Source organism: Microbacterium sp. (assembly GCF_035554235.1).
GTDB lineage: Bacteria > Actinomycetota > Actinomycetes > Actinomycetales > Microbacteriaceae > Microbacterium.
This window is the reverse complement of record NZ_DATMIO010000251.1, coordinates 1-3,312: the sequence shown is the minus strand read 5'-3', so window position 1 is coordinate 3,312 and position 3,312 is coordinate 1. Positions and strand designations below refer to the sequence as shown.

The 3,312-nt window shown below is 68.2% G+C and carries 2 protein-coding genes and 1 pseudogene; all 3 read left to right on the top strand.

The features are described 5' to 3' along the window. Nucleotides 1-2,102, top strand: a 2,102-nt coding sequence (gene infB, locus VNT50_RS12590; RefSeq protein WP_325485457.1) for a translation initiation factor IF-2, incomplete at its 5' end; no start/stop codon positions are given. Nucleotides 2,103-2,245: 143 nt separating this feature from the next. Further along, entirely contained in the window at nucleotides 2,246-2,716 is a 471-nt protein-coding gene (gene rbfA, locus VNT50_RS12585) for a 30S ribosome-binding factor RbfA (RefSeq protein ID WP_325485456.1), read from the top strand. A gap of 115 nt (nucleotides 2,717-2,831) precedes the next feature. Further along, nucleotides 2,832-3,312, top strand: a pseudogene (locus tag VNT50_RS12580) (hypothetical protein); the annotation flags it as partial.

Genomic DNA, 3,312 nt, shown 5'->3' with positions numbered 1-3,312 from the left:
CCGGCGGCGCCCCGTTCCAGCAGCGTCCCGGCGGTCCGGGTCGTCCCGCGGGCGGTGGCTTCCAGCGTCCCGGCGGCCCCGGTGGAGCTCCCGCCGGCGGTTTCGCCGGTCGCCCGGCCGGTGGGGGCGGTCGCGGCCGTGGTCCCGGCGGTGGCACCGCGGGCGCCTTCGGCAAGGGTGGCGGCAAGTCCAAGCAGCGCAAGTCGCGCAGGGCGAAGCGCCAGGAATTCGAGATGCGGGATGCCCCGGTCGTAGGCGGCGTCAACGTCACGAAGGGCAACGGCGAGATCATCCGCATGCGCCGTGGCGCGTCGATCTCCGACTTCGCGGACAAGATCGAGAACATCACGGGCTACACCGTGCAGCCCGGCACGCTCGTCACCATCCTGTTCAACCTGGGTGAGATGGCGACCGCGACCGAGTCGCTCGACGAAGCCACCTTCGAGGTGCTCGGCGCCGAGCTCGGCTACAAGATCCAGATGGTCTCGCCCGAGGACGAGGACAAGGAGCTCCTCGAGAGCTTCGGTCTCGACCTCGACGCCGAGCTCGAGGCAGAAGACGAGGAAGACCTCGAGATCCGTCCTCCGGTCGTCACGGTCATGGGTCACGTCGACCACGGTAAGACGCGCCTGCTCGACGCGATCCGCAACGCGAACGTCGTCGCCGGTGAGGCCGGTGGCATCACCCAGCACATCGGTGCGTACCAGGTGTGGACCGAGCACGAGGGCATCGAGCGCGCCATCACCTTCATCGACACCCCGGGCCACGAGGCGTTCACCGCCATGCGCGCCCGTGGTGCGCAGGTGACCGACCTCGCGATCCTCGTGGTCGCGGCCGACGACGGCATCATGCCGCAGACGGTCGAGGCGCTCAACCACGCCCAGGCAGCCGGTGTGCCGATCGTCGTCGCGGTGAACAAGATCGACAAGCCCGAGGCCAACCCGGCCAAGGTGCGCCAGCAGCTCACCGAGTACGGCCTCGTGGCGGAGGAGTACGGCGGCGACGTCATCTTCGTGGATGTCTCGGCCCGGGCGGGCACGAACATCCAGGGTCTGCTCGACGCTGTTCTGCTCACCGCCGACGCCGGCCTCGACCTGACGGCGAACCCGAACAAGGCGGCTCGCGGTGTGGCCATCGAAGCGAAGCTCGACAAGGGCCGCGGTTCGGTCGCCACGGTGCTCATCCAGTCCGGAACGCTGCGCGTCGGTGACGCGATCGTCGCCGGCACGGCGTTCGGCCGCGTGCGCGCCATGGCCGACGAGAACGGCGAGCCCGTGCTCGAGGCGTGGCCCTCCCGGCCCGTGCAGGTGCAGGGTCTGAACTCGGTGCCCCGCGCCGGTGACACGTTCATCGTCACGCAGGAGGACCGCCTCGCCCGTCAGATCGCCGAGAAGCGTGAAGCGGCCGAGCGCAACGCCCAGCTGGCCAAGGCCCGCAAGCGCATCTCGCTCGAGGACTTCACCCGTGCTCTGCAGGAGGGCAAGGTCGAATCGCTCAACCTCATCATCAAGGGTGACGTGTCGGGTGCCGTCGAGGCGCTCGAGGAGTCGCTCCTCAAGATCGAGGTCGACGAGTCGGTGCAGCTGCGCATCATCCACCGCGGTGTCGGCGCGATCTCCGAATCGGACGTGAACCTGGCGACGATCGATAACGCGATCATCATCGGCTTCAATGTGCGCCCCGACACGAAGGCGCGCGAGCGCGCCGCTCGCGAGGGTGTCGACATCCGCTTCTACTCGGTCATCTACAACGCGATCGACGACGTCGAGCAGTCCCTCAAGGGCATGCTCAAGCCGGAGTTCGAAGAGGTGCAGTCGGGTGTCGCCGAGATCCGCGAGGTGTTCCGCTCGTCCAAGTTCGGCAACATCGCGGGTGTCATCGTGCGCAGCGGAACCATCACGCGCAACGCGAAGGCCCGCGTCATCCGCGATGGCGTCGTGCTCGCCGATGGCCTGGCCATCGAGTCGCTGCGCCGCTTCAAGGACGACGTCACCGAGGTGCGCACGGACTTCGAGGCCGGTATCGGTCTCGGCAAGTTCGACGACATCCAGATCGGTGATGAGATCGAGACGACCGAGATGATCGAGAAGCCGCGCGGGTAGGCACTGCTTCCCGTGGGTCGGCGCACGACGTCGCCGCTTCGGCAAGAGCGGGGCCCCTACCCCGATTGCCTCAGCGGCGACATCGTGCGCCTCCTCGCCTCGAGAGCAGTACATCCCCTTGCGGGAGTGGAAAGGAACGGACCATGGTCGATCACAGCAGGGCGGCGCGCCTGAGCGACCGCATCCGGGTCATCCTGGCGGAGCGGCTCGAACGAGGGCTCCGCGACCCGCGGCTCGGATTCGTCACCATCACCGAGGTGAAGGTGACGGGCGATCTGCAGCACGCCTCGGTGTTCTACACCGTGCTCGGCACGGAGGAGGAGCGCCGGTCGTCGGCGGAGGCCCTCAAGGCCGCGACCGGCATGCTGCGCTCCGAGGTGGGCAAGCACCTGAACGTGCGCCTGACCCCGTCGCTCGAGTTCATCGCCGACGCGATCCCCGAGAACGCCCACCACATCGCCGACCTCCTGCGCGAGGCGCGCGAACGCGACGAGGCCGTGGCCGGGCTCGCGGCATCGGCCCAGTACGCGGGCGACGCGGACCCCTACGTCAAGCCGCGCGAGTTCGACGAGGCGGCGGAGGATGCCGACGCCGAAGGGCTCGAGCGCATGTAGCGCACGTTCGTGCCATGACGGACATATCAACTCGCTAACGACACCTCGCGGACTCCGTCGCATGTGACAAGATCGGTCGTCTGTCATTACCCGACGGCCCGAGAGAGGTTGCTCGATGATCGCAGTTCGTGTGTTCGCGCCGTGGATCGCCACACTGGCATTTGCAGTCGTCGTGGGGCTGACGGGATGCACCGCAGCTGACCCCGACGCGAGCGCACTTCCCCCGTCACCTTCCGTGACAGCGGCTTCTCCCAGCCCAACGATCTCCACCACTCCGTCCGCGGCAGCGTCGCTCGATCCCCTGCTGATCACTACAGAAGGAATCGGCCCGTATCGGCTCGGCGGTTCCTTCGCGCTCGCCCTCGAGACACTCGGCCGCGCGGAGAGGGTCCCCGGCGAGGGAGAGGAGCCCGACCGTTGCCCGTGGTTCGCGTCCGGAGGGAGTCTCGAGCCGCTGATGACCTATGTCATCGCCGACGTCATCATCGAGAACGGCGCCTCCGTCGCCACGGACGTCATCGGCGCGGTGGCGGTCCAGGACGGGGGGACGGGCGCTGGTGCTCTCCCTTACACCGAGGCGGGCGTCGGTCTGCGAT

What these genes read in the sequence shown, in the direction of transcription:
- rbfA (WP_325485456.1), top strand. Translation starts at nt 2,246, where the DNA reads ATGGTCGATCACAGCAGGGCGGCGCGCCTGAGCGACCGCATCCGGGTC.